Here is a 23,718-nt window from a genome sequence, read left to right as displayed (position 1 = left end):
TCAGCGCGCGCGCGGCGCCTGGGCGGCGGCTTCTAGCACCGCTTCGGCGAGCAGTGCAATGGAGCGCGGCGCGCAGCCTTCGGCGTCGTTGCTCACGGTGACGTAGGCGCGCTGGCCGCGGCCCGTGATGCCGGCGATGGTGCGCGCCAGCAGCATGCGCGTGTGCGGGTCGGGCGAGCGTATTTCGCTGAACGGTGCATGTGCCTTCTGCGCGTCTTCATAGCCATAGGCGCCAAAGCGCCGGTTCAGGTTCCAGCGGCATACCAGCGGGCCCGGCCACAGAGAGCGCAGCAGCGGCAGTTGCTCCTCGATGGGCGGCATCTTGCCGTGCAGTCCCAGGCAGAACGTGGCGCCGGTGGCGCGCAGCACGTCGGCAAAGGCCGGCACCAGCAGCTCGGGATCGCGCACCTCCACGGCGACGATCACTTGCGGATGCGAAATGAGCTGGGACTGCACGCTGGTCAGCAGCGCCTGCAAGCGCGCAAACAGTTCGGCAGGCCGGCTCAGCCAGTCCCAGGACAAGGGGCTCAACTGGAACACCAGCACCCCCAACTGATCACCCAGGCCTTCGAGCGTGGGTTGCACGAAGGCCGTTGCGGCCAGCGCCGGGTCGAGAAACGCGGGGTTGGCTTCACGTCCACGTCCGTCCTCGGCGCGCACCAGCGCGTCGGTGATGACGGACGGACACTTGACGACAAAGCGGAAATCCGCCGGCGTCTGGCCCGCGTAAGTGACGTACTGGCTCACGGTAAGAGGGCGCCAGAAGCTGCGATCAATGCATATGGTGCGCAGCAATGGGTGCTGGGCATAGGCCTGCAGCCCTTTCTTTGCCAGCACGCTGGCATCATAGGCTCCGTCCCAGACCAGGCCGTCCCAGCCCGGGTAGGACCAGGTCGAGGCGCCCATGCGCAGCTGGGCGGGCAGGGCGGTGGCCAGCGCATGCAGATCCGGCGGCGTGGGCGCGGGCTGTACCGCGGCCCTGCGCGCGGCATCGGCGCCCGGCGCCTGGCCGCTGGCCGGCTTGCCAGCGTCGCCCGGCGGCAAAGCATCGTCAAATAAGTCGTTTTGCATGAAATTGGAACGGTTTGTTAAAAAATGCCACAAAACCCATGACGTGTCGTCCGGTACGTCCAGGCGTGCAGAGGGCATTGCCGGGCTGCCCCCCATTCGCTCAACTGCGGGAAACAGAAGATGAGTATTGCATCGCTGCAGCATACGCTCACGGCAATCGGTTCCAATCAGGTTTCCAGCGAAAGCCTGTCGACTCCGATGGCCAAGACCTTGGATAAAATCCTCAACATCATCACCATGGGAATCTATGGCGCGTACAAGACCAGTGTCGCGTCGGAGATGAAGAATGACCTGCTTGATCTGGGGAAGGCCATTATCATGTGGGACCCGGCCTCCGCGGAAATACCGATGCAATTGACGCTCGATGACAGGCGGTATGAGATTTCCGACCTGCCCCAGGGAGGAATTCGTTTTCGGGAATATCCCGAAGGGGAATCCAAGGAAATCGAGGGAGTCAGTCTCTTTTCCCTCAGAAACATGATTTTCTCAGAACTGATGAATCATTCCGATTTTTCGGAAGCAATGGTTAAAAGAGTGTACGAAACTGCGACAGTGCATGTGGACATCATAGGCATGCAACAGGAACGAGCCAATGCCTGCAGCGAGGCCAGCAGAAACATGATTCTTGCCTATCATGGAATCGACTACGATCCTGCGACAAATTCGCGGAGTATATTCGAAGGTAATTCCAAGCAGGAGTTGGTTGCCGAACTGCGAAGAAACGGTCTGGTCGATCTGCCATTGTTGGCCCAGGGTCACAAGGCCTACACCTGTGAACAGATACAGGAGAGCTTGAAGAAAGGGCCGCTGCTGTGCGAGCTGGAGAATCATTACCTCGTCGTCCACGGTGCCAATGCCTTGTTGGGTCGCATCGATGTGTATTGCCCCTTGTTAGGAAATCGATGTGCCAGTCTGGAGGATTTGAACGCGCATCTGGATTGGGAGCAGGAATATATGCAAGCGCCGCTGATGCAATTTGAGAAGATCGATGATTCGGATAGTAGCGAATCGCCGGGTTTCGGGAGAAGAAAAGACGCGGATTTCTCGTTTGGAATAATTGACAGACTGGGCGTTTCGGTGCTTGCGACCGCGTCCGCGATAGGAAACAGCTGGCTTAAAATTCCCGATAATCTTCCCAGAGTGCGTTGATCGAAATACATGGATGGCACCAGCGGCCGAAGACGGGCTTGCGCGCATGCGGTGGTGTGGCAGGCGGTTTGAATCTTCAGGATTTATGATTGCTTTGGGGCCACTTCGGAGTGCTTGCAGGCTTCAACGTGCTCCAGTCAAAAGTCGTGCTGATATTCTTTACTTTGCCCTGGGCTTTCTGGGGGCTGATTCGACAACTGGCAAATTGTCCTGTGGCCTGGCACTCGCTGCGGAATCGATGTTGGCTGGTGGGTTGACATACCCTGCCATCGGTGGCGCGGATGCGGCACGCGTGCGCAGCTTCTCGCTTCCGCCCAGAGATGTGCCTGCCGGCATCGGATGATTTTTCGGCTTCCACGATGGTTGCGTAAAGTCTTCCATCGATGACGATTTCGTAGGCCGAGGCCCGCACATGCGTTTATTCGCCCAAGCGCTTTTTGATGCCGGCCACTTTCCTCTCCTGTTCTCCCCGCTTGGATTGGAGTTCGGCTTCCCTGGGGTCGCCTTTCTTGAGTGCCGTCAATGATTCGGCGCTGCTGATATCTGCGGTCGATGCCTTGAAGTTCTGTTGGTTTTTCTCATGAATTGAATGCAGATCCTTCTTCAGTTGATCCAGCGTCGACTGCAGGGGTTCGGGCTCATGCCAGCATCCCAGGCTTTGCGGTGGAATGCTGACAGTTCTCACCGAAAGCGGCTTGTCATTGGTGGTTTGAGGGCTCAGGTTATCAAAAATCCTCAAGAACGTGCCAGGCTTCAATAGATGGCCAATGGATGAGTAGAATTTCTGTCTGACGGACTTCCCGATTATGGACGGTTGCGAAGAAATAATCCGGTGGGTGATTATTCCCATGAAGGAGTTTTTCGTGGCTATCTTTTTATTTTGCTCTTTTCTTTTTTCGTCAGCATCATCGTTTTCTTTTCCATATAACGCCTTGGAGATGCTTAAATTTCCAAAAAAGAATGACGATATTCTGGGGAAATTTCTCATGACATATCCTTTGATGCAAGATTGATATGATTGGGCCCCATGGGCGTGGCCGGCGATTGTGTGCTTTCCAGCGGCGCATTGAATGGCTGGACGTATGTCCCGGCGGCATCCACAGGATGCTTTCATCGCAGCTTTCCAATCGGCCAGTTCCATGTTCGCCATGTCCACGTTCCTGGCCGTCGCGAACAGCCCCGTTTCGGCTTCCATGCCGAGTGCTGCTCCTTCCGTCTATTCAAAGAAGTAATGGGCTTCGAGCGCCAGGGCGTAGACATCGCGTCCGGCGTTGTCAGATACCTGTTTCGGGCTGCTGTAAAGGGGCGCCCAAGTGCTTTCAGCGATGGCTTCGATATTCGCATGTATATCGTCGAATTTCAGAAAGCAATGACCGTTTTCGTGCGGCGCCATAAAATTCAGTCCCAGATGATTTTAAAAAAACATTCATCAATGGATGGATGTCGTTGTGAATTCGGGTTTTCAGGTCAGATTTCTCAATGAGGTGGGCGGGTCCGGATAAGTGTTTGGGTTGAGTCGCAGGCTGCCGGGAAAAGTTCCAATGCCTGGCGGGAAAAATGCTCCCGTGGGTAAACATCAGTTCGAAAACATCCTGCGCACTGAATAATCATCGGTTTTGAAGTCCAGGCCACTGTCTGGGACGCGGTCCATCGCTTTCGCATGAGCTTTCGCGCCTATGGCACACTGGCAGGCTTCCCTTGATCCATCGCCGTGGGGCGAGTACCGCATGCAAAAAATCATTGGGCAAATTGCCGCAGAAATCAAAGTCAGCCAGCAGCAGGTCACCGCGGCCGTAGAGCTGCTGGACTCCGGGGCCACCGTGCCCTTCATCGCCCGCTACCGCAAGGAGGTCACGGGCGGCCTGGACGACGTGCAGCTGCGCGAGCTCGAGGCCAGGCTTTCCTATCTGCGCGAACTCGAAGACCGGCGCGTGTCGGTACTCAAGAACATCGACGAGCAGGGCAAGCTGACCGACGCGCTGCGCGCGGCGATTGCCGCCGCGCCGACCAAGCAGGAACTCGAGGACATCTATCTGCCGTTCAAGCAGAAGCGCCGCACCAAGGGCCAGATTGCCAAGGAGTTCGGCATAGAGCCGCTGGCCGACAAGCTGTTTGCCGACCCCACGCTCGATCCGCACGCCGAAGCCCAGGCCTATTGCCGGCCCGCGACGCTGCTTGACGACGGCAAGCCCGGCCCCGACTTCTCCCACACGCTGGCCGTGCTGGACGGCGTGCGCGACATCCTTTCCGAACGCTGGGCCGAAGACGCGGTGCTGGTGCAGGCGCTGCGCGAGTGGCTCTGGGAAGAGGGCCTGCTGCGCAGCAAGAAGGTCGATGCAAAGAACGAGAACGACCCCGAAGTCGCGAAGTTCCGCGATTACTTCGAATATGACGAGCCCATTGGCCGCGTGCCTTCGCACCGCGCGCTGGCCGTGTTCCGCGGCCGCGCGCTTGAAATCCTCGAAGCCAAGCTGGTGCTGCCGGTCGAGCCCGAGCCGGGCCAGCCGAGTCTTGCCGAAGGCCGGATCGCGCTGCACCTCGGATGGAGCCACGCCAAGCGCGCGGCCGACGACCTGCTGCGCAAATGCGTGGCCTGGACCTGGCGCGTGAAGCTGAGCCTGTCGACCGAGCGCGACCTGTTCTCGCGCCTGCGCGAAGACGCCGAAAAGGTCGCGATCAAGGTGTTCGGCGACAACCTGCGCGACCTGCTGCTGGCCGCGCCCGCAGGCGCGCGCACCGTCATGGGCCTCGATCCGGGCATTCGCACCGGCGTCAAGGTGGCCGTGGTCGATGCCAACGGCAAGCTGGTCGATACTGCCACCGTGTTTCCGCACGAGCCGCGCAAGGACTGGGACGGCGCGCTGCACACGCTGGCCAAGCTCTGCGAAAAGCATGGCGTCAACCTGATCGCCATCGGCAACGGCACGGCCAGCCGCGAGACCGACAAGCTCGCGGGCGAGCTGATCAAGCTCATGGCCAAGGTCGAGCAGAACATCCAGAAGGTCGTGGTTAGCGAAGCCGGCGCGTCCGTGTACTCGGCCAGCGAATTCGCCTCACAGGAAATGCCCGATGTGGACGTGAGCCTGCGCGGCGCGGCAAGCATCGCGCGGCGCCTGCAGGACCCGCTGGCGGAGCTGGTGAAGATAGACCCCAAGAGCATTGGTGTGGGCCAGTACCAGCACGACGTCAACCAGAGCGAGCTGGCGCGCACGCTGGACACCGTGGTCGAAGACTGCGTGAACTCCGTGGGCGTGGACCTGAACACCGCGAGCGCGCCGCTGCTGGCGCGCGTCTCGGGGCTGTCGGGCAGCGTCGCCAAGTCGGTGGTGCGCTGGCGCGATGCCAACGGCAGCTTCAGGAGCCGCAAGCAGCTGATGGAAGTCAGCGGCCTGGGCGCCAAGACCTTCGAGCAGAGCGCGGGCTTTTTGCGCATACGCGGCGGCGACAACCCGCTCGACATGACCGGCGTGCACCCCGAAACCTATCCCGTGGTCGAGAACATCATCGCGACCACCGGCAAGCCCGTGGCCGAGCTGATGGGCCGCGCCGACATGCTCAAGACGCTCAAGCCCGAGCTGTTCGCCAACGCGCAGTTCGGCGTGATCACGGTGCGCGACATCCTGGGCGAGCTCGAAAAGCCCGGGCGCGATCCACGGCCTGATTTCGTCGTCGCGCGCTTCAACGACGGCGTCGACGACATCAAGGACCTCAAGGAAGGCATGACGCTCGAAGGCACGGTGAGCAACGTTGCGCAGTTCGGCGCCTTCGTCGACCTGGGCGTGCACCAGGACGGTCTGGTGCATGTGAGCCAGATGAGCCACAAGTACATCACCGACGCGCGCGAAGTCGTCAAGACCGGGCAGATCGTCAAGGTCAAGGTGCTCGAAGTCGACGTGGCGCGCAAGCGCATCAGCCTGACGATGAAGCTGGACGCCGCGCCCGCGCGCCGCGACGGCCCGCGCGACAACCGCTTCGAAGGCGCGGGCCGCGGCTATGCATCGCCCCCGCGGCGCAACGAACCGGTGGCGCAGAACGCCATGGCCTCGGCGTTTGCCAAGCTGCAGCCCGGACGCAAGTAGCCCGGCATATTCGCGGCGCACGCCCTGCGCCCTGCATCACCGCCACTGCGCGGGCAGCAGGTCGTAGAGCGGCGTGGGGTCGCGCGCAAATGCGTGCACGCCGGCCAGCGTGCCGGGCACGGCCTGACCGGCTGCATCCAGGTTCAGCCGCGCCAGCTGCTGCATCCACGCGATGTCTATGCCCCCGCCCGGTCCAGGGCGCGAATAGATGGTCTGCAGCATGCGCCGCGCCTCGGCATTGCCCGCATTGGCCGCGCGCTGGTACAGGCGCAGGGCTTCGGTGTAGTTGGCCGGCACGCCGTCGCCACGGTGGTAGCGCCTGGCTTGCGCAAGCCATTGCGCGCTCTGTTCGAGGTTCTGATTCACCGGAGTGCTGGCCGACTCCCCGGCTTGCAGCCACTCGGCGTTCGCCGCTGCTGCGGGGGAGCGCGCTGCGGCCTGCCGAAACAGCCGCAGCGCGGCCGACCGCTGGCCGTGTTCAAGCAAGGCGAGGCCATATTCCACCTGCGCGGCGGGGTTGCCGCTCGCGGCGGCGCGTGCCAGCAGCGAGTCGGCAGCGGGTGCGCGGCTGCTGCGCTGCAGCGGCGCCATGTGTTTTGCGCGCAGCCATTCGAAGTACGTGGCACGCGCCGGGTCGCTGCGGCGCAACTGGGCAATCCAGGGCGCGGCCTCGATTGGCCGGGGCGCACCCGTGCAGCCATCCAGCGCGCACCAGGCCAGGCCGGCCGCTGCGAGCGGATGACCGAGTTCATGCGCTCGCTTGAACCATTGGTGGGCTGCGGCCGGGTCGGCGGGGGCGCCCGATCCGTGCAACAGCACCAGGCCCAGCATCCAGGCGGCATCACGCTGGGCGGTCTTGCCCTGGCGCGTTGTGCTCGCTTGTGCACGCAGCCGCTCCAGTGCCTGCAACTGGGGTGCGAGCGCGCCGCCGCCGAGGGTGGGCGCGGCCGGCTGCACATGCGCGGGGTCGATTTCGGGTGAAGGCGCGACGCTGCTGCCCGGCGGCGCGCGCTGCGGGCCGCGCTCTTCGGCTATCGGCCCTGTGGCCAGGGCCTGGGCCGAAGCCGCGAACTGCAGGCCCAGGCCCAGCGTGATGCCCAGGGCCAGGCGCCAGCCGGTCCGGCACGGGCCGTGGATGAAGGTGCTGCGCTTGGGCATGGCGGTCACTTTGCGGCGCCTGCAGCCGGCGCTGCTGCTGCGCGGCGCGGCACGACCTGCCACATCAGGCGCTGCGCGGTCACGCGTTCGGCTCCTGCGGCTTGCTGCAGCGCTGCGGTCACATCGTCAAGCGTGCGCATTCCAGCCACGGGAGCGAAGGCCGGACCCTGGAGCGCCGCAGGCAGTTGCTGGCCGAGGTCATTGCCGCTGGCAAAGCAGGCCACACCTTCATTGCCCGGGCTCCCTGCGTCCATCACGAAGCCAGGCTGCGGGCTCATCCAGTCAGGAATGCGCAGCGCCTGATTGGCCGAGACCCAGCCCGACGGGTTGGTGCTGTTGGGCAGCAGCCGGATCACGGTGCCGGTGGCGCTGCTCATGTAGCAACTCATGTAGGAGTTGCGCGAGACGGTCGCCGAAAGGAAGATCTGCTCGCCGACTTCGAATGTCGTGCGGTCCAGCATGATGTTTTCTATCTGCATGTCGATCACGCGCTCGGCGACGGTCACGCCGGCCGTACCCGGAAGCTCCAGGCTTTGCCCGTTCTTGCTGGTCCAGCCGACACGCGTGAGCTTGCCGTCGGGCCCGACGCCGACAAAGCCGCTGAGCGCGCGCTCGTAGGTGGTGAAATCTGTCACGCCCGTGACGACCATGCCCTGGTCGGCCTGGAAGCGCGCCAGCGCGGTGCGCAGCGCGCCGCTTTGCGGGCTCAGCACCTGCGAGGTCAGCGGCAGATAGCCCTTGCGGATCAGCGAACGCTGCACCAGTTGCAGGCGCGCTTCGGGGCCCGATTCCTCGTACCAGTCGCGCAGCTGGCGCTGGAAGTCGGGGTGGGTCTGTTCCAGCGTCAGGCATTGCCAGTATGGCACGCGTGCCCATTTGCCCAGCAGCTCTATCATGCCCAGCTCCACGAGCGTGCGCACCGCCGGCCCCGAGCCCTGGGCGTAGTCGCGTCCCACGGTGAATTGCACGCCATAGCTGCCTATGCGGCCCGCCAGGTCCAGGCCCTGGCCGCCGTTGGCGATGATGATTTCGTTGGCCGAGTCCAGGCCGGGAATGATGGTGCGGTTGCGGAACTCACCCAGGTGCATTTCCAGGCCGATCACGGTCGCATTGCGGGTTCGGCTGTAGCCTGTCTCCAGCCGGCTGGCGGACGTACCGACATCGAACTCGTTGCGCAGCACGTTCTGGTCTACAAAGGCAATCGCGCCCGAGATGTACAGGGCGGGGCGCTGCAGCTGCATCTGGTTGTTGTTCAGCAGGATGGTGGTCAGGTTCTGCACCGTGTCCTGGCGCGCGATGTCGACTTCGTAGTCGACGTAGCGGAAGGCATTGCTCAGCCGCGACATCTGCGAGAGCGCGGTGACAACCATTTCCTTGGTCGCCACGGCGACGCGGCCGGAGTAGTCGGGCAACTGCTTGCTGGTGATCAGCGTCGTGGGCATGCCGGTCTCACGCAGCAGGCGGTCCATGCACATCAGCGAATCCGAGAAACTCGAAATCGAGCGCACCGGGCGCACCGTGGGGCGGTTTTCCGCGTACGCATAGCTCTGGAACTTGGCATCCTTGCGCGCGTTCAGCGGAGCGGTGCAACCCGCGAGCAGCATGCTCAGCCCCAGGGTCGATGCCAGCACGGTGCGCCACAAGCGATGCTCGCTTTTGGGCGCAGGCGGACATGGGGAAGGCACATCGTGCCGAGGGCGCTTGGAATAATCCATGATGCAGCTCCGCAAAAGGCAGTCAGGTCCGCGCCGTGGCGCGAGGAAATTGGGGCTGGGCCGCGTCTGGTCCAGTGGGTTGCACTGCCGGCGTTCAGCGGCAGGCGTTGATCAGGTCGCCACGCAGCACCACGATCTGCGGGGCCGCGTTGATCGTGCCGTTCCTGCCGGGCGCGGTATTGCTGGCGATCTCCTGCGTGCAGCTGCGGCGCAGGCCTTGGGTGTTTTTCGTGGTGATCACGTCCTCGTCGGTCTGTATGCCCTCGGTGTTGCTGGACATCGACTTGGCCAGATAGCGGGCGACCTTGGCCTGGATGGCGACCGGCATTTCGTCCAGAGTCTCCAGGCCTTTGGAGGGGGCAGCCGCGGCCCAGGGCATGTTCAGGTGCTGGACCGGAGCGTTCAGCACCAGCGGATCTTCACCCGGCGCCGCGCCAGCCGGTGTGCCGACCACGAGTAGAGACGCGGCCGCAAGCAGCAGCCAGGCCCAGACCATTCGCGTCCGCGGCGAGGCGACAGTAGGAAATGTCATGGCAAGCCTCCATTCGGTAAGTAGGCCGGCGGCGGTACTCTGGGAAGCCAGCGTACCGCCGCCGGCCCGGGCTGCAGGCAACCCGGTCAAGCCTGCATCAGTTGCAAGCCTGGCAACCGTTGTTGCTGGACACGTTCTGCACGGCGCTGGAGTTGCCGCTGGCGAAGTTGCCCACGTAGGAATGCTTGAGCGCCACCATCTGCAGCTGCTTGCCGTCCACATTGACCTTGCCCATGTTGGTGGCCAAGTTCTGCGTGGCGGTGGCGTCGTTGTTGGCTTCGTTGATGATGCCGCTGCCCTTGGCGGTGACGAGTTGCAGCGACGCGGCGTTGATGTTCACGTTGCCGGTGTTGCTTGCCACGTTCTGTCGGGCTTCGCCGTTGCCGGTCGCGCTGTTCTTCAGCGCCGAGTGCGACAGCGAAGTGATTTGCATCGAAGGAGCATTGATGTTGATCTGCGGGCCGGAGGGGGCACCTGGGCCGCCCGAGCCGCCGCCCGATCCGCCACCGGATCCACCACCAGAGCCGCCGCCAGGACCGGTGGCAAATGCAGCTGCAGAAATCAGGCTCAGCGAGAGAATGGCAAGCGTTTTCATGACAGTTTCCTTGGTTTCAAAAGTGAAGGAGCGGAGCGCTCGAACGGTGAAGGGCAAAACGTTGCTGGTTCCCGCAGGAGTCAGCGTTTGTGCGCTTTGCCTGGTTGCTACTGTGCGAGCCAGCAGAGGTTTGTTCCATCGCCCGTTGGCGGTAACCTGTTGACCACAATCTGTATCGTTTGGATCTGTTGATTTACCAATGAAGGCGCATGTATCAACAAGTTTTCGCTATGAAAGATAGGTTGGTACACAAACCTGTAACCAAATGAAACTAGAGCAACATTGACAAATAAACATGAGTACAAGAGTGTGAAGTGCAATTTTTCTCGTCGTTCTCATACTTTCTGTACGGCGTTGCGTGGCCCTGCAACACGCAGTCAGATGCTTGCCTCCCGGGCAGGAGGGCCGGAGAGCGCGGCAACGGCCATTCAGGATTTGTTACTGGCCCAGGTCACTGATATCGGCGATGCTCCAGGCCTGCTCGTCACCACGCTTGCGGCATTCGTGCGTTTTCTACCCAGTTGTTTAGCAACAGAAAGTAAATTTGGTAATTAATAAATTTTTTGTGAACTAGGTGTAGATATTTGTTTCATCATCAATTCGTGTCTGAACCACTCAGCGCCCAGGCTGTCCCTGTAAGCACTAGACGCTTGTTTCTGTAGAAGGGGTACTTCTTATGACCATCGACAGCCCTACAGCGGCGCAGGCCCCGAGTCCGGTCTGCACGGCGGCGCCACCCTCATTGCAGCCGCAGTCGTACCCCTCCATGTCTGCCCAGGCTGGCGCGCGAATCTGGCCGAATTTCCTGATCGGCCAGGTGGACAAGCCGGTGCGCGTGCTGCTGATCGATGACGATGCACATATCCGCATGGTGATCGCCCAGGAGCTGATGGCCGACGAACGCACCTTGCTGGTGGCGCAGGCCAGCAGCATCAAGGAAGGGCGCAAGGCGATACGCCAGCACGCATTCGATGTGATGCTGGTCGACATGCACCTGGGCGACGGCGAAGGGCTGGAGCTGATCGACTTCATGAAGACGCTGCATCCGTCGGCCGAAGCCGTGGTGGTGTCGATCATGGAGAGCGACGATCTGGTGCTGCGCGCTTTCGAGCTCGGCGCCACGGGCTATCTGATCAAGAACTCCTGGTTCGGCAATTACCCGATGGCGGTGCTGCAGGTCGCCAACGGCGGCGCGTCGATCACGCCCAACCTCGCGCGCCGCCTGCTGCAACGCTTCGACAAGACCGCCGTGGAGGAAGTGCGCCGGCGCCAGCCCGACGAGGCCGAGCGCCTGTCCGCGCGCGAACGCGAAGTGCTGCGCATGGTGGCCGGCGGCTATACCAGCGTGGAGATCGGCGTGCGGCTGGCGATCAGCAGCATGACCGTCAACACCCACATCAAGAACATTTACCGCAAGCTCCAGGTGCGCACGCGTGCCCAGGCGGTGCGCTTTGCGTCGCTGCGGGGGATGTTCTGATGTGTCGGCCTTGCTGACGCAGCGGCTTTTGCCGGCGAACCATGTTCGGCCATCCATCCCTGCGCCGTGCCGATCTTGCCGCACTGTTGGCGCTGCTGGCATTGTTGTTATGGTTCTTTCCCCTGGTCCTGCTGTGCTGGCTGGCAGCCAGCGGGCGGCTGCAGCCCGCTGCGGATGCCTCCGTTCGCGTCGTGGCCGGCGCGGCCCTGGCCAGCTGGCTGCTGGTCGGTGCCTGGCTGGGACTGCAGGCCTGGCGGGCCCTCGTCTGGCGCCGCCGGCGCAATCCCCGTCCCTCGCGCGAAATCCAGCAGGAACGCCAGCGCATTGCGCGCGCGCTGCACGATGCCGTCGGCTCGCAATTGGTCAACGCTGCGATGCTGCTCGATACCAGCGACACGCGTCAGATACAGCTGCATGCAGTGCTTGAACATTGCCTGCTCGACCTGCGGCTGCTGGTCGACAGCATGGATGGCGACCAGAGCATGCTGACCGACCGACTGGCCATCCTGCGCCACCGCTTGCAGCCCGTGCTCGAACGCCGCGGCATCGACTGCCAGTGGGAAGTGCCCGATAACCATCAATCGGGATTGTTCACGGGCGAGGCCGCGCAGCACATTGCGGCCATTGTTCAGGAAGCACTGAGCAATATGCTCCAGCATGCGCAGGCCAAGACCCTTGAAGTCCGGCTCGAGCAGGAGCAGGACGAATGGCATCTGCGCGTGCGCGACGATGGCGTGGGCATCGTCCAGGACGCGGGCGCATCGGACTATGGCAAGGGCTTGCACGGCATGGCCTACCGTGCGGCGCGGGCCGGCGCGCGTCTGGAACGCGGTCCGGGCATAGCCGGGCGCGGTGTATGCGTGCATGTGTACTGGCCCGTTGCAGCGGCGCGGCATTGACGGCGCGCTGCGCAGGAGTCATTCACACAATCCTGAACATGTTTCGGGGTCCCCGCTGACAGGCATGCCGGGAGCTTTGGGATGCAATGGACGCTTGCTGCCTTCCTCTGCCACCCACCGCCCAAGCCATGCCCGAGAATTTCCCTGAACCCGCATCGGCTGCCTCCGCGCGGCCGCAGTCCGCTCCATCATCGGGCAAGACTTCACAGGTTTCGCGACCGCGCGGCGAAGCACCCGAGCGCGCCGCGGTCGAAACCCCGGTGTTTGCCCAGCTGGCATCCATGCTTCCGGCCCTGCGCCTGCTCATCGGCCTGCTGATTGCCGCGCTGGTGATCGCGGGCCTCTTCTTCGGGCGTGAACTGCTGGTGCCGCTGGCGCTGGCGCTGCTGCTGGGGTTCCTGCTCGATCCCGCCGTGAGCCGGCTCAAGCGCTGGGGTCTGTCGCGCATGGCGTCCACGCTGCTGGTGGTCGCCATCACGCTGTGCGCGCTCGGCGGCATGGGCGCCTACCTGGGCAACCAGGTCAGCCAGCTGAGCTCCGATCTTCCGACCTATCAAAGCACCATACGCACCAAACTGCGCGATCTGCGCAAGTACATCAGCGGCCCCAGCGTCTGGGATGGCGCGCGCAAGACCTACGACACGGTCGAAAAGGAAATCACCAGCCCCAGCAGCCGTGCGCCCGCGCCGCGCGTGCAGAAGGTCGAGATCCAGCCCATCGAGCTCAAGCCCCTGGCCCAGTTCACCGCCTGGCTGGACAAGATCAGCGAGCCCGTGCTGATGGCCGGCATCGTGCTGCTGTTCGTGGTGCTGATCCTGCTGGACCGCGATGACCTGCGCGACCGGCTGGTGCGGCTGATGGGCGGCAACCTGCATCTGGCGACGAATGCGCTCGACGAAGCATCCGAACGCATAGGCCGTTATCTGCGCATGCAGTTCATCGTCAACGCAAGCTATGGCGTACCCATGGCGGTCGGGCTGTGGTTCATCGGCGTGCCCGGAGCGATTCTCTGGGGCGTGGTCGCGGCCATCATGCGCTTCGTGCCTTATGTGGGGCCCATGGTCTCGGCGGTGTTTCCGCTGGCGCTGGCCTTTGCGGTCGACCCCGGCTGGAACATGTTTCTCTGGACGCTGTGCCTGATCCTGCTGCTCGAGCTGATCAGCAACAACGTGGTCGAGCCCTGGCTCTACGGCACCAGCACGGGCCTGTCCACGCTGTCGATCATCGTTGCGGCCACGTTCTGGACCGCGCTGTGGGGGCCCGTGGGCCTGATCCTGTCCACGCCGCTGACGGTGTGCCTGCTGGTGCTGGGGCGCTACCTGCCGGCGCTGAAATTCATGGAAGTGCTGCTGGGCAATGCCCCCGTGCTTGACGCGCCGCGGCGCCTTTACCAGCGCCTGCTGGGCGGCGATGTGGAGGAGGCCATAGAGCTGTGCACCGACACCGTCGACACGCTGCTGCCTGCCAAGCCCACGCCGGCCCAGGTCAGTGACGGCGTGACCCGACTGTATGACGATGTGGTGATGCCTGCCTTGCGCGTGGCCACCAGCCACCATACGGGCGCGGCCACGGCCGAGCACCGCTTGCGCCTGGCGCAGGGCATGGAGCTGCTGCTGGCGGAACTTGCGGAGCAATATCCGGCGCCCGCGCCCGCCGACACCGGTCTTGCGCCGCGCCCGCGCGTGCATTGCGTGGGCGCGCGCTGGGAAGTCGATGCGCTCGCGGCCGCGGCCATGGCGCATGCATTGGCCCTCAGCGGTCATGCGGCCAGCCACTCCGTGCATGCGCTCAGCGCGCGCATGCAGGCGCCCGACGACGCCAGCTGGGGCGAAGTCGAATTGCTGTGCCTGTCGGTGTTCACTCCCCAGCCCGAGGCGCAGGTGCGGCAGATCTGCCGGAGGCTGCACCGGCGCTGGCCCGGCCTGCGCATCGTGCTGGCCTTGTGGAATGCGCCGCCCGCGCTGCTGGCCGAAGGCGCGGCCGCGCAGTTGGGGGTGCAGGCAATCACCACCAGCGTGCGCGAACTGCGGCTGCGTGCCGATGCCTTGCTCGCCGCTTCGTCCGATGCCGGGCCGCTGGCCGCGCCCGTGGGCGACAACGACGCGCAGCGCGTCGCGGCGCTCCATGCCAGCGGCTGGCTGGATACCAACCACACCGAGGCCATCCACGACATGGTGGTGCACGCAGCGAATGCCTTCCATGTGCCTTTTGCCCAGGTCTCGCTGGTCGACGCCGACTGGGTGCATACGCCGGGAACGCTGTTGACTTCGACACGCGACGGCGCGCACGGCAGCGGCCTGGAGCGCGCGCTGTCGGTCTGTTCCTATGTGGTGCACGAAGACCGCGAATTGCAGGTCGAGGACATCGCGCGCGATCCGCGCTTTGCCGACAACCCGCTGCTGCAATCGGCGCATCTGCGCTTTTATGCAGGAGTGCCGCTGCATGACCGCCATGGCATGGTGCTGGGCAGCTTCTGCATCATGGACACCGAGCCGCGCAACCTTGCCGCCAACGAGTTCGCGCTGCTGCATGATATGGCGCGCCAACTCCAGACCACGCTGTCGCGCAGCGCGGAAGTGCCGCCGCCGTCGGACGCGGGGCCAGCAATGCCTGGCGCGCCGGCAGACGAACCTGCGCCTGGCCCGCTGCTGGGCCCGGGCACTGGGCCGGCAATGGTCTGAGTCAAGCCCGCCGCGCCAGGCGCGCGCCTCAGGTGTTGCAAAAGCGGGTCAGCGCGCGTCCTTGGCACGCGCGCTGCGTTGATCCTGCCATCGCCAGCGACGCCAGCGACGCCAGAGGGGCAGATGCTCCAAAGGCGGCTGCGAAGCAGTCTGCGCGTCCTCGGCGATTCCAGTACTGCCAACAGTTGTTCTTTCTGCGCGAGCCTCGGCCCTTCCCATACTGCAAATGACGTCGCTGCTGCTGCCAGCACGCGCTGCGTCACGGGAAGAGACGTGTTTTATCTGCAAGGAGAACATTTATGCAACCCAAGATCAGCCATCTCGCAACGGCGCTGGTGGGGGCCGTCGCCGCATTGGCGTCGGTGTCCGGCATGGCCTGCACGCTCGCGCCGGCGAATCCGGTGAGGATCAAGCAGCTCATGGCCAATGAGATTGCCCACCGGCTGGGCATGCGGCCTCAACAGATTCCATTCGATGCCATCACCGAGCCCCGGTTGATCACGCCGCTGGGGCTTGGCGCCGATTGCAGCGGGCTCGGGGCCTATCATCATTCAGCGGGCTTCCGCATCCGGCAGCCAGGACGCCAGGGCCCTGGTCCCGGTCCGGAGCCCGGAGCCGGACCCGGACCCGGACCCTGGCCCGGCACCGGGCCCGACGGCGGCCCCCGACCGGGCTGGCCGCCGGGCGGCGGACCCCGTCCGTGGCCCGGTCAGGGCCGCCAATGCGTTTATGAAGGCGCGGTGGTCGTGCTGGGCTATGGCTATTCCAGCCCGGTGTCCGTGAACTTCGAGCGCCGCTGCCGTTGAGCACTGCCTGCGTGTCCGCGCTCTTGCGCCGAACCGGATCGGATCACGCACCTGACGCGCAAGCAGATCGCGCACAGGCTGGGCGCCGCCGCCCTGCGCATTCTCCGGCCCGCGCCATTTCCCCGCCGCCGCTGCGCCTGCGGTTTCCGCCGGGTGCGGAACTGGGCGCTCTTCACCCTAGCGCAGGCTTTCGCCGCGAAAGACTTGGCGTGCGGACCCGGGTTCGCCGCCGATATCGCAGCGGTTGTCCACGGAGTCCACCGCGGCCATCGGCCGTTTGCCGCCCGACGCAGCGGCACTCCTGAGCACCTGCATCCATGAAGCTGTGGCGGCGTTGATGGGCATTTGTGACGCCCGCCTCGTTGTCGTTCATTTCAGCCGCTGCCGTCGCGGCGGCCCAGGCGACGCTTTTTGCAAGGAGAATGGCGTGCAAATTTCAATGAAACCGCTGGTGCTGGCCCTGCTGGGGAGTGCCGCCTTCACGGCCCCGGCATGCTGCATGGCCTGCTCGCTGGCACCTTCCGATCCTTTGCTGCTCAAGAAAGCGATGCTCAAGGAAATTGCATTTCGGCTGGGCATCAGTGTCGAGCAGATTTCCTTGGACGGCATCACTGCGCCTGAATTGCACCGCCCATTGGAGTTGGGGGTGGATTGCAGCGGCCTCGCCGCCTGGCATCACAGTTCTGGCTTCAGGGTCGCCGTAGCGACGCAGCAGCACGCCTTTGCCACCATGGGCAAACCTCACACGGCAGCGGGCGCCGTTGCCCGCTACCGCGCGCGGGTGTCTTCGGGGTTCTATTCGGGCCGGGACGCCGCTGTCTCGCGCGACATCGCGCGCGTACCCAAGCCAAAGCCTTTGCCGCAGGTGGACTATTCCGCTGATGTGCGCTGGCCGCAGTACCCGGGCGAAGCGCAGTTCGTGCAATCCTATCCGTTCCCGCAGGCTGGGCAGCGCTGGCCCCAGTTTCCGCACGAGTCGCGGTTCCAGGGGCAAGGCCCTGGGCCGTTTCCCATGCGTTGGTCCACCCTGGGCGTGCCGCCCGCCAAGCCTTCGGGGCAAGGCTTTTGCCGCTACGAGGGCGTGGCCGTGGTGCTCGGCCATGACAGCTCCAGCCCGGTGGCGGTGAATTTCCAGCAGCATTGCGATTGACGGCGGGACGCGCAGGCGACAGCTGCCCGCCGGCAGCGCAGTGCCCATCGAGACGCGGATGGGGCGCAGCTTGCGGCATGATGGCGTCTGCCGGTGTCGGCTTGTTCCTTGTTTGCACGATCTGCTGTGCCTGCCTTCGGCTGGTGTTGCCTGAAGGCTTGCAGCAGCGTGCCCTGTTTACCGTGAATGCTTCTCATAATTTGTTGACCGCGCAGATGCGCGACGTGATCCGCCGCATGGAGCGGGCAGGGCGCCCGCCCTTGCACAGCCTGTCGCCCGAAGCCGCGCGTGCCGCCTATGCCGCGGGCTCGGGCGTGCTCGAAATCCCCAAGCCCGCGCTGGCGCGGGTCGATGAATTGCAGATACCGGCGCGCGACGGCCACCCGATGCCCGCGCGGCTCTATGCGCCCGCACCGGCCGAGTCGGGCCCGCTGCCCGTGCTGCTGTACCTGCATGGCGGCGGCTTCACCATCGGCAGCGTGGAAACGCACGACGTGCTGTGCCGCGAACTCGCACGCCAGGCGGGCTGCATGGTGGTTTCGCTCGACTACCGGCTCGCACCCGAACACCGCTTTCCCACGGCCAGCAACGATGCCTGGGATGCCTTGCAATGGCTGGCACTGAACGCCCGGACGCTGGGCGCAGATCCTGCGCGCCTGGCGGTCGGTGGCGACAGCGCGGGCGGCACGCTGGCCGCAGTGAATGCGATATTGGCGCGCGATGCGGGCCTCGCGCTGGCCTTGCAGTTGCTGATTTACCCTGGCACGACCGCCCACCAGGACACCGACTCCCACCGCCGTTTCGCGCATGGCATGGTGCTCGAGGAGGCCAGCATCACCTGGTTCTTCGGCAACTACGTGCGCAGCCCCGCTGACCGTGACGACTGGCGTTTCGCGCCGCTCAACGCCCACGACCTCGAAGGCGTGGCGCCGGCTTTCGTGTGCCTGGCCGAATGCGATCCCTTGGTCGACGAGGGCGTGGCCTATGCCGACCGGCTGCGCGCTGCGGGCGAGGCCGTGGACCTTGAAATCTACCGCGGCGTGACCCACGAATTCATCAAGATGGGCCGCGCTATCCCCCAAGCGCGCCAGGCCCATGCGGACTGCGCGCGCGCGCTGCGCCTGGCTTTTGGACTGGAGAACTGAACATGCTGCACCGGGAATCGTTTCGCTGTTTTCATCGCCTGCGGGTGCGCTGGGCTGAAGTGGACGCGCAAAAAATCGTCTTCAATGCACATTACATGATGTATGCCGACACGGCGATCAGCGAGTACTGGCGCGCCTTGGCCTTGCCTTACGAGAGCGGCTTCGCGCGATTGGGCGGTGAACTGTATGTGAAGAAGGCCACGGTCGAATACCACGCGTCGGCGCGCTATGGCGATGTGCTCGACGTGGGCGTGCGCTGCGCCGCCATCGGCAATTCGTCTATGCGCTTCGAGATCGGCATCTTCAGCGGCACGGGGCTGCTCAGCAGCGTGGAGCTGGTCTATGTGTTTGCCGACCCCGCGACGCAGAAATCCCAGCCCGTGCCGGCCGCGCTGCGCTCGCTGATCGATGATTTCGAAGCCGGGCGCGCGTTCACAGAACTGCGCTCGGGCGACTGGAATCTGCTGGGCCGCGAGGCGCTGCGCCTGCGCACCGACGTGTTCGTGCGCGAGCAGCAGATCGATGTCGCGCTCGAAGTCGACGGCCGCGATGAAGCGGCGCGCCATGTCGTGGTCTACAACCGCCTGGAGCAGGCCGTGGCCACGGGGCGGCTGATCACCGAAGCGCCGGGCGTGGGCCGCATAGGCCGCCTGGCCGTGGACCGCGACCTGCGCGGCAGCCGTCTGGGCCGCCAGGTACTGGACGCGCTGGTTGCGGCTTCGCAGGCACGCGGCGACCGCGAAGTGCAATTGCACGCGCAGCGCAGCGCTGAAGGCTTCTATCTGCGCGCGGGCTTCAGGGTGCAGGGCGAGCCCTACGAAGAGGCCGGCATAGAGCACATCACCATGGTGCGCGTTTTCTGACGCGCGCCGCGCATCACTTCAACTGGAATCCCCCATGCGCAATCTACTGGCTTTGAGTGCTGCCCTGGCGCTGCCCCAGGCCCAGGCCGTGGCGCAGGTGGCGGTTTCTACGCCGCTGCACCAGGCCGCGGCGCGGGGCGATGCGCACGCCATCTCGCAATTGCTGGGCCAGGGCGCGGCCATCGACGCGCGCGATGCCCAGGGCCGCACGCCCTTGCTGGTCGCCACGCATGGCAACCATGTGCAGGCGGCGCGCGTGCTGATAGGCGCGGGCGCCGATGTGAACGCCAAGGACAGCATCCAGGACAGCCCTTATCTCTATGCGGGCGCGCGCGGACATCTCGAGATCCTGACGATGACGCTGGCCCAGGGCGCCGATCTGCGCAGCACCAACCGGTTCGGCGGAACCGCGCTGATTCCGGCGAGCGAGCGCGGCCATGTCGACACCGTGCGCCGACTGATCCAAGCGGGCGTGGCGGTCGACCATGTGAACCGGCTGGGCTGGACGGCGCTGCTCGAAGCCATCATCCTGAGCGACGGCGGTCCGCGCCACCAGCAGATCGTGCAGGCCCTGGTCGACGCGGGCGCGAACGTGCAGCTCGCGGACAACGAGGGCGTCACGCCGCTGCAGCATGCGATCCGGCGCGGCCATGCCGAAACCGAAAGCATTCTGCGCGCCGCGGGAGCGCGCTGAGGGACCTACGCCGGCGCTGGCCTCAGATATCGTCGAGCAGCACGTAGGGCAGGGGCTGGACGGCCAATGCCGGTCCACCGGCGCTGCCGGCGTGCAATGCCTCTTCGGCCGACGCAATCTGCATCGATACCAGGGCCAGCCAGCCGCCGCCGGGCGCGGGCGCGGCCTGCACCACCGTGCCCGTGGGCTGCTCGGCGTCGCTGGCGGCGAACACTTCCATGCCGACTTGCAGCGCGGTCTCGGACTGGACGATATAGGCGCGGCGCTTGAGCGTGCCGCGGAACTGGCTGCGCGCGACGATTTCCTGGCCGGGGTAGCAGCCTTTCTTGAAGTTCACGCCGCCCAGCGATTCGTAGTTGAGCATCTGCGGCACGAACAGCTCGAACAGCGGCGCCGTGAGCGTGGCCACGCCGCTTTGTACTTCGCTCCACAGCCAGATATCGGCGGCCAGCGCGGCGGCCTGGGGCGCGGGCGTGCCCACGGGGGCGATCCACAGCGCACGCGGCTGGCCGGCGGCGGGATAGAGGTGGACCAGATGCGCTTCGCCCAGGTCCTGCTTGTCCCAGGGCGCGGCCTGGCCCTGGCCCGCAGCCGCGGCGACGGCGTCGCCGATCAGGCCGTACAGCGTGAATTCGGCCGTGGCGTCGCTGAGTTTGGCCTTGGCGCGCATGACGAACATCGACAGGCGCTTGAGCGTGGTCGCGAGCAGATCCTGGCTGCAGATCAGCAGCACTTCGGTGGCGCTGCGCTTGAAACCGATGAAACTGGCCTGCATACGACCCTTGGCCGACAGGAATGCGGCCAGGCGCGCATGCTGCAGGTCCAGCAGCGCGAAGTCCTGCGTCAGCTGGTTGTGCAGAAAGCTGGCGGCGTCTTCGCCTTGCACGCGAATCACGCCGAGGTGGGAAATGGGGGCAATGCCATGAAAGGACTGGGTCATGTGTGAATTATGATGCCCGCTCACTTTCATGGGGCGGTAAAGGTTGTGCGTAGATTCTTCCAAGGACTGCTTTTTCTGGTGTTGATGGCGCTCGTTGCCGCGGGCGCGGCCGCCTGGTGGCTGCTGCAGCCGCTGGCGCAGGGCGCGCCTTCGCTCGAGCTCGAGATCGAACCGGGCACGACGCCGCGCGGCGTGGCGCGCGACGTGGTCAAGGCCGGCGTGCAGACCGATGCCCGGCTGCTTTACGCCTGGTTTCGCCTGTCGGGCAAGGACCGGCTGATCAAGGCCGGCAATTACGAGATTCCCGCGGGCACCTCGCCCTACCAGCTGCTGCAGAAGCTCGCGCGCGGCGAGGAGTCGCTGCGCGCGCTGACGCTGGTCGAAGGCTGGAACTGGCGCCAGGTGCGCGCGGCTTTGGCGCGCGAGGAATTCCTGCGCCAGGACAGCGCAGCCTTGAGCGACGAAGCGCTGATGGCCGCACTCGACAAGCCCGGCGTCGCGCCCGAAGGCCGCTTCTTCCCTGACACCTATACCTATGCCAAGGGCAGCAGCGACATTGCCGTGCTGCGCCGCGCGGTGCATGCGATGGACCGGCGCCTGCAGCAGGTCTGGGAAATGCGCTCCGCGGACCTGCCGCTGCGTTCGCCCGAAGACGCGCTGGTGCTGGCCAGCATTGTCGAGAAGGAAACCGGGCGCGCCAGCGACCGCGCGCAGATTTCAGGCGTGTTCATCAACCGCCTGCGCATAGGCATGCCGCTGCAGACCGACCCCACGGTCATCTATGGTCTGGGCGAAGCGTTCGACGGCAATCTGCGCCGCAGCCATCTGCGCGCCGACACGCCGTGGAATACCTATACGCGCAACGGCCTGCCGCCGACGCCGATTGCCATGCCCGGCAAGGCGTCGATGATGGCTGCCGTCCAGCCCGCGACCACGCCGGCGCTGTATTTTGTCGCCAAGGGCGATGGCAGCAGCCACTTCAGTGCTTCGCTCGACGAGCACAATAGAGCTGTGAACCGTTACCAGCGCGGACGCTGAACCAGCGTCCGCCGCATTGAGGATTTTGAGATGAGCCAGAACGGCCTGTTTATTTCATTCGAAGGCATTGATGGCGCGGGCAAGTCCTCGCACATCAGCGGCCTGGCTGCGGCCTTCACCGCCCAGGGCCGGCGCGTGGTGCTCACGCGCGAGCCCGGCGGCACGCCGCTGGCCGAGAAACTGCGCGTGCTGCTGCTGGGCGACGCGATGGATCCGCTGACCGAAGCGCTGCTGGTGTTCGCGGGCCGGCGCGACCACCTGGTGCAGGTGATAGAGCCCGCGCTGGCGCGCGGCGACGTGGTGCTGTGCGACCGCTTCACCGACGCAACGTTCGCCTACCAGGGCGCGGGCCGGGGCTTTGATCTGGCGCCGCTGGCCCAACTCGAGCGCCTGGTGCAGACCGGCGTCGCTCCCGACCCCGCACAATTGCGCGAACCCGATCTCACGGTCTGGTTCGACCTGCCGCCCGAAGTCGCGGCCGCCCGCCTGGCGCATGCGCGCGTTCCCGATCGTTTCGAAGCCCAGCCGCTCGAGTTCTTCCGCCGCGTTGCACAGGGCTATGCCGACCGCGCCGCGGCCGCGCCGCAGCGCTTTGCGCGCATAGATTCCAACCACGAGCGCGCGCTGGTGTGGCGCCAGCTGCAGGCCACGTTTGTGGGCCGCGGCTGGTTGCCTGCGCCTGCCGACCAGGACCTGCCATGAGCGCCGTAGAGCGCCCCGCGGTCGCGCCCTGGATCGCCGCCCAGCGCCAGGCGCTGCTGGCCCAGCGCGGCCATGCCTGGCTGCTGCAGGGGCCGTCGGGCCTGGGTCAATACGCCTTGGGATTGGAAATGGTTCGCGCCTGGCTGTGCGAGGCGGTCGCCGACGGCCAGGCCTGCGGCCAGTGCCGCAGCTGCCACGCGATCGACGTGCGCGCCCATGCCGACCTGTGCGTGCTGATGCCCGAAACCCATATGCTCGCGCTGGGCTGGCCGCTGGCGGAAAAGGCCCAGGCCGATATCGACGACAAGAAGCGCAAGCCCAGCCGGGAAATCCGTGTGGATGCCATGCGCGACGCCGTCGAGTTCACCCAGCGCACCAGCGCGCGCGGGCGCGGCAAGGCGGTGCTGGTCTATCCGGCCGAGCAGATGAACGCGATCACGTCCAACGCCTTGCTCAAGACCTTGGAGGAGCCACCGGGCGATGTGCGCTTCGTGCTGGCCAGCGAGTCGGCCCACCAGCTGCTGCCCACCATTCGCAGCCGCTGCCTTATCCACACCATGTCCTGGCCCGGTGAAGCCGAAATGCTGGCCTGGCTCCAGGCCCAGGGTCTGGAGCCCGTAGCTGCCCAGGCGTTTCTCAAGGCCTCGGGCGGGCGACCCGAAGACGCGCTGGCGCTGGCGCGCAGCGGCAAGCCGGCCCAGGCCTGGACGCATATGCCGCGCGCACTGTCCCAGGGCGATGTGTCGGCGTTTGCCGATCTCGCGCCGGCGCAGGTGATCGCCGTGCTGCAGAAGATCTGCCATGACCAACTCGCGCGCGCCAGCGGCGCGGCGCCGCGCTATTTCGCGCCGGCCGACCTGCCCGTGCCCGCACCGCTGGCGCTGCTCGCGGCCTGGAGCAAGGAGCTCACGGCCGCGCTGCGCACCGCGGAACACCCCTTCAATGCGGGCCTGATGCTCGAGGCGCTTGTCGCGCGGGGCCGAAGCGTCCTAAACTCCAGGCCATGAGGGCCTGCGTCGTGCGG

22 protein-coding genes are annotated in these 23,718 nt (G+C 65.2%); 15 read left to right on the top strand and 7 right to left on the bottom strand.

Annotation, left to right across the window (positions count from 1 at the left end; all coding sequences use genetic code 11):
* Window positions 1–1,071, bottom strand: a complete 1,071-nt coding sequence (locus ACSVDO_RS12070; RefSeq protein WP_489592340.1) for a DUF72 domain-containing protein — start codon at window positions 1,069–1,071, stop codon at window positions 1–3.
* Between the two features lie 120 nt (window positions 1,072–1,191).
* Between ACSVDO_RS12070 and ACSVDO_RS12065 the strand changes: the two genes are divergently transcribed.
* Window positions 1,192–2,220 (top strand): cysteine peptidase family C39 domain-containing protein, encoded by a 1,029-nt coding sequence (locus ACSVDO_RS12065; RefSeq protein ID WP_489592338.1) that lies wholly within the window; start codon window positions 1,192–1,194, stop codon window positions 2,218–2,220.
* Window positions 2,221–2,638: 418 nt separating this feature from the next.
* Here ACSVDO_RS12065 and ACSVDO_RS12060 read toward each other — a convergent pair whose 3' ends face one another.
* Window positions 2,639–3,208, bottom strand: a complete 570-nt coding sequence (locus ACSVDO_RS12060; protein WP_489592336.1) for a hypothetical protein — start codon at window positions 3,206–3,208, stop codon at window positions 2,639–2,641.
* Between the two features lie 39 nt (window positions 3,209–3,247).
* Here ACSVDO_RS12060 and ACSVDO_RS12055 point away from each other — a divergent pair, with 39 nt between their 5' ends.
* Window positions 3,248–3,703, top strand: coding sequence for a hypothetical protein (locus ACSVDO_RS12055; protein ID WP_489592334.1), 456 nt, complete (start codon window positions 3,248–3,250; stop codon window positions 3,701–3,703).
* A 244-nt stretch (window positions 3,704–3,947) separates the two neighbouring features.
* Entirely contained in the window at window positions 3,948–6,299 is a 2,352-nt protein-coding gene (locus ACSVDO_RS12050) for a Tex family protein (RefSeq protein WP_332536614.1), read from the top strand.
* A 36-nt stretch (window positions 6,300–6,335) separates the two neighbouring features.
* Here ACSVDO_RS12050 and ACSVDO_RS12045 read toward each other — a convergent pair whose 3' ends face one another.
* The 4 genes from ACSVDO_RS12045 to ACSVDO_RS12030 form a co-directional block, all read right to left on the bottom strand.
* Window positions 6,336–7,457: a tetratricopeptide repeat protein gene (locus ACSVDO_RS12045; protein WP_489592332.1), complete on the bottom strand. Its 1,122-nt coding sequence runs from the start codon at window positions 7,455–7,457 to the stop codon at window positions 6,336–6,338.
* Window positions 7,458–7,462: 5 nt separating this feature from the next.
* Window positions 7,463–9,061, bottom strand: coding sequence for a DUF4384 domain-containing protein (locus ACSVDO_RS12040; protein ID WP_489596395.1), 1,599 nt, complete (start codon window positions 9,059–9,061; stop codon window positions 7,463–7,465).
* Between the two features lie 205 nt (window positions 9,062–9,266).
* Window positions 9,267–9,704, bottom strand: a complete 438-nt coding sequence (locus ACSVDO_RS12035; RefSeq protein WP_489592330.1) for a hypothetical protein — start codon at window positions 9,702–9,704, stop codon at window positions 9,267–9,269.
* 97 nt (window positions 9,705–9,801) lie between these two features.
* Window positions 9,802–10,299, bottom strand: coding sequence for a hypothetical protein (locus ACSVDO_RS12030; RefSeq protein WP_489592329.1), 498 nt, complete (start codon window positions 10,297–10,299; stop codon window positions 9,802–9,804).
* Between the two features lie 282 nt (window positions 10,300–10,581).
* On the opposite strand from ACSVDO_RS12030, the gene ACSVDO_RS12025 reads away from it, so the two are divergent.
* From ACSVDO_RS12025 to ACSVDO_RS11985, 9 genes are all read left to right on the top strand, one after another.
* Window positions 10,582–10,854: a hypothetical protein gene (locus ACSVDO_RS12025; RefSeq protein ID WP_489592327.1), complete on the top strand. Its 273-nt coding sequence runs from the start codon at window positions 10,582–10,584 to the stop codon at window positions 10,852–10,854.
* A 211-nt stretch (window positions 10,855–11,065) separates the two neighbouring features.
* Complete coding sequence (locus ACSVDO_RS12020; protein ID WP_489592325.1) at window positions 11,066–11,776, top strand: LuxR C-terminal-related transcriptional regulator; 711 nt, start codon at window positions 11,066–11,068, stop codon at window positions 11,774–11,776.
* A gap of 41 nt (window positions 11,777–11,817) precedes the next feature.
* On the top strand, window positions 11,818–12,675 hold the full coding sequence (locus tag ACSVDO_RS12015; RefSeq protein ID WP_489592323.1) for a sensor histidine kinase: 858 nt from the start codon (window positions 11,818–11,820) through the stop codon (window positions 12,673–12,675).
* Window positions 12,676–12,803: 128 nt separating this feature from the next.
* Complete coding sequence (locus tag ACSVDO_RS12010; RefSeq protein WP_489592322.1) at window positions 12,804–15,356, top strand: AI-2E family transporter; 2,553 nt, start codon at window positions 12,804–12,806, stop codon at window positions 15,354–15,356.
* Window positions 15,357–15,655: 299 nt separating this feature from the next.
* Window positions 15,656–16,162 (top strand): hypothetical protein, encoded by a 507-nt coding sequence (locus ACSVDO_RS12005; RefSeq protein WP_489592320.1) that lies wholly within the window; start codon window positions 15,656–15,658, stop codon window positions 16,160–16,162.
* Window positions 16,163–16,406: 244 nt separating this feature from the next.
* Window positions 16,407–17,312 carry a hypothetical protein gene (locus ACSVDO_RS12000; protein WP_489592319.1) on the top strand — a complete coding sequence of 302 codons (906 nt, stop codon included), beginning with the start codon at window positions 16,407–16,409 and terminating at the stop codon, window positions 17,310–17,312.
* A 215-nt stretch (window positions 17,313–17,527) separates the two neighbouring features.
* Entirely contained in the window at window positions 17,528–18,457 is a 930-nt protein-coding gene (locus tag ACSVDO_RS11995; protein ID WP_489596393.1) for an alpha/beta hydrolase, read from the top strand.
* Between the two features lie 5 nt (window positions 18,458–18,462).
* The gene (locus ACSVDO_RS11990) at window positions 18,463–19,320 is read left to right on the top strand and encodes a YbgC/FadM family acyl-CoA thioesterase (RefSeq protein ID WP_489596392.1); all 858 of its coding nucleotides are present in this window, start codon (window positions 18,463–18,465) and stop codon (window positions 19,318–19,320) included.
* A gap of 34 nt (window positions 19,321–19,354) precedes the next feature.
* Window positions 19,355–20,014 carry an ankyrin repeat domain-containing protein gene (locus ACSVDO_RS11985; protein WP_489592317.1) on the top strand — a complete coding sequence of 220 codons (660 nt, stop codon included), beginning with the start codon at window positions 19,355–19,357 and terminating at the stop codon, window positions 20,012–20,014.
* A gap of 22 nt (window positions 20,015–20,036) precedes the next feature.
* On the opposite strand, the gene ygfZ is transcribed toward ACSVDO_RS11985, so the two are convergent.
* Window positions 20,037–20,954 carry a CAF17-like 4Fe-4S cluster assembly/insertion protein YgfZ gene (gene ygfZ / locus ACSVDO_RS11980; RefSeq protein WP_332536630.1) on the bottom strand — a complete coding sequence of 306 codons (918 nt, stop codon included), beginning with the start codon at window positions 20,952–20,954 and terminating at the stop codon, window positions 20,037–20,039.
* Between the two features lie 84 nt (window positions 20,955–21,038).
* Here ygfZ and mltG point away from each other — a divergent pair, with 84 nt between their 5' ends.
* Genes mltG through ACSVDO_RS11965 form a run of 3 tightly spaced genes read left to right on the top strand, consistent with a single transcriptional unit; the run spans window position 21,039 to window position 23,701 of the window.
* Entirely contained in the window at window positions 21,039–21,992 is a 954-nt protein-coding gene (gene mltG, locus ACSVDO_RS11975) for an endolytic transglycosylase MltG (protein WP_489592315.1), read from the top strand.
* 30 nt (window positions 21,993–22,022) lie between these two features.
* Entirely contained in the window at window positions 22,023–22,694 is a 672-nt protein-coding gene (gene tmk, locus ACSVDO_RS11970) for a dTMP kinase (RefSeq protein WP_489592313.1), read from the top strand.
* Window positions 22,691–23,701 (top strand): DNA polymerase III subunit delta', encoded by a 1,011-nt coding sequence (locus ACSVDO_RS11965; protein ID WP_489592312.1) that lies wholly within the window; start codon window positions 22,691–22,693, stop codon window positions 23,699–23,701. Before tmk ends, ACSVDO_RS11965 begins: the two co-directional genes overlap by 4 nt.
* Window positions 23,702–23,718: the final 17 nt, after the last annotated feature.

Source organism: Comamonas sp. DB36, assembly GCF_057914905.1.
This window is presented reverse-complemented; position numbering and strand designations above follow the sequence as displayed.

Coding starts and splice junctions, on each gene's coding strand:
- ACSVDO_RS12070 (WP_489592340.1), bottom strand. CDS start 1,071: ATGCAAAACGACTTATTTGACGATGCTTTGCCGCCGGGCGACGCTGGC.
- ACSVDO_RS12065 (WP_489592338.1), top strand. CDS start 1,192: ATGAGTATTGCATCGCTGCAGCATACGCTCACGGCAATCGGTTCCAAT.
- ACSVDO_RS12060 (WP_489592336.1), bottom strand. CDS start 3,208: ATGAGAAATTTCCCCAGAATATCGTCATTCTTTTTTGGAAATTTAAGC.
- ACSVDO_RS12055 (WP_489592334.1), top strand. CDS start 3,248: ATGGGCGTGGCCGGCGATTGTGTGCTTTCCAGCGGCGCATTGAATGGC.
- ACSVDO_RS12050 (WP_332536614.1), top strand. CDS start 3,948: ATGCAAAAAATCATTGGGCAAATTGCCGCAGAAATCAAAGTCAGCCAG.
- ACSVDO_RS12045 (WP_489592332.1), bottom strand. CDS start 7,457: ATGCCCAAGCGCAGCACCTTCATCCACGGCCCGTGCCGGACCGGCTGG.
- ACSVDO_RS12040 (WP_489596395.1), bottom strand. CDS start 9,061: ATGCTGCTCGCGGGTTGCACCGCTCCGCTGAACGCGCGCAAGGATGCC.
- ACSVDO_RS12035 (WP_489592330.1), bottom strand. CDS start 9,704: ATGACATTTCCTACTGTCGCCTCGCCGCGGACGCGAATGGTCTGGGCC.
- ACSVDO_RS12030 (WP_489592329.1), bottom strand. CDS start 10,299: ATGAAAACGCTTGCCATTCTCTCGCTGAGCCTGATTTCTGCAGCTGCA.
- ACSVDO_RS12020 (WP_489592325.1), top strand. CDS start 11,066: ATGTCTGCCCAGGCTGGCGCGCGAATCTGGCCGAATTTCCTGATCGGC.
- ACSVDO_RS12015 (WP_489592323.1), top strand. CDS start 11,818: ATGTTCGGCCATCCATCCCTGCGCCGTGCCGATCTTGCCGCACTGTTG.
- ACSVDO_RS12010 (WP_489592322.1), top strand. CDS start 12,804: ATGCCCGAGAATTTCCCTGAACCCGCATCGGCTGCCTCCGCGCGGCCG.
- ACSVDO_RS12005 (WP_489592320.1), top strand. CDS start 15,656: ATGCAACCCAAGATCAGCCATCTCGCAACGGCGCTGGTGGGGGCCGTC.
- ACSVDO_RS11995 (WP_489596393.1), top strand. CDS start 17,528: ATGCGCGACGTGATCCGCCGCATGGAGCGGGCAGGGCGCCCGCCCTTG.
- ACSVDO_RS11985 (WP_489592317.1), top strand. CDS start 19,355: ATGCGCAATCTACTGGCTTTGAGTGCTGCCCTGGCGCTGCCCCAGGCC.
- ygfZ (WP_332536630.1), bottom strand. CDS start 20,954: ATGACCCAGTCCTTTCATGGCATTGCCCCCATTTCCCACCTCGGCGTG.
- mltG (WP_489592315.1), top strand. CDS start 21,039: ATGGCGCTCGTTGCCGCGGGCGCGGCCGCCTGGTGGCTGCTGCAGCCG.
- tmk (WP_489592313.1), top strand. CDS start 22,023: ATGAGCCAGAACGGCCTGTTTATTTCATTCGAAGGCATTGATGGCGCG.
- ACSVDO_RS11965 (WP_489592312.1), top strand. CDS start 22,691: ATGAGCGCCGTAGAGCGCCCCGCGGTCGCGCCCTGGATCGCCGCCCAG.